General features: G+C 45.1%; 2 protein-coding genes. One reads left to right on the plus strand and one right to left on the minus strand.

Annotated elements, in window-relative coordinates; translation table 11 throughout:
- Nucleotides 1-337: sporulation protein (locus R7Q47_RS25545; RefSeq protein WP_318090166.1), on the plus strand; the 337-nt coding region annotated here is incomplete at its 5' end.
- On the opposite strand, the gene R7Q47_RS25550 is transcribed toward R7Q47_RS25545, so the two are convergent.
- On the minus strand, nt 332-1,174 hold an 843-nt coding region (locus R7Q47_RS25550), incomplete at its 5' end, for a DUF3187 family protein (RefSeq protein ID WP_318090168.1). The two genes, R7Q47_RS25545 and R7Q47_RS25550, sit on opposite strands and share 6 nt — an antisense overlap.

Consider the following 1,174-nt stretch of genomic DNA (forward strand, 5'->3'; position numbering starts at 1 on the left):
AGTGAAACCACTACCAGTGGCATCTCGCGTTATTCGAGCGATTGAACAAGCTGGTTTTACGATGGTGAAAGCAGATGTCGAAAAAGGCTTCTTGCGTGGCGGCTCTTTTGCCTCCCGTTCTGGTATCTATCAAGAGCTTGAGTTTCGAAATAGCGGGTTTGTGTCTTCAAAGGAAATTGAGCTGTCTTTTATTTTGGAAGGGCAGGTGATGCACTGTTTGGCTGAAATTGACCGTTCTTTGAGTTTCTCAGGTGATCAATATCGCTCATTCACATTGCCAATCAATGCCACTGATGCGCAAGTGGCAGCCGCAGTGGCACCAACATTGAGTCTATAAAAACTCGCTTTCCGAGTCAGATGAAAACAGGTGCCGATATCCAATCGTGAATGCGATATCGGTACTGTTATCCATATTTCTCGCATTCTCTATCGCCATGATTTCAAGGGCAGAGTTGCCCATGAGATAGCGATATCCCATCACAATTTCATTTGACGCATCGGCAAATTCTGCTGGCCCCTCTGTGGATCCTTGATACCAGTGGTATTCAACAATAAAGTGGTGGTTTTCCCAAGGTGCATAACGATATCCACCCGCCATTGCAGCGGTGTTGTGGCGGTAAGGTAAATCGAGAAGAGCACGATCGTCAGAACGAAAAGTCATCCCGAACATTGAATAGAAAGCGTGTGCTCCGTACAGATAAGAGTAATTGAGTTGCACGCCTTGCTCAAAGTTACTGCCTTTAAAGGTACCGTGCGCGACTTTGTTATAATAGAGGCTTCCTCCTAGCGAAAGACCATGACGTTCATTTTGCAATATTTGGTATTGAACGTACGTCGAGAGGTTGTTCGCGATGGTTTGGCCTTCGAAGCCGTCTTCCAACACATCATATTGCGGCATTGAGATGTAAAAGCGGTTTTTATCAACTTTATCTCGCCCGTTTTGTCCAATTCCAAATAGGTCATGAAAGCTTTCTGTTAAGCCATCCAGATGATTATCCGCGGCAAATACCCAGCGATAATTGAGTTCCCATTGCCATTGAGAACTGACTTGCCACTTAGCTCCAATTTCTAATTGGTTGTGGTAATAATCCAAAGCGTATTCGTCGGTATGAGCCCAAACACTCGCTATTGTCGCCGAGCCATAAGCTTCTATGTACTCTGAAGGCAAGCTAAA

It is taken from the genome of Vibrio sp. Vb0349, from assembly GCF_033338975.1.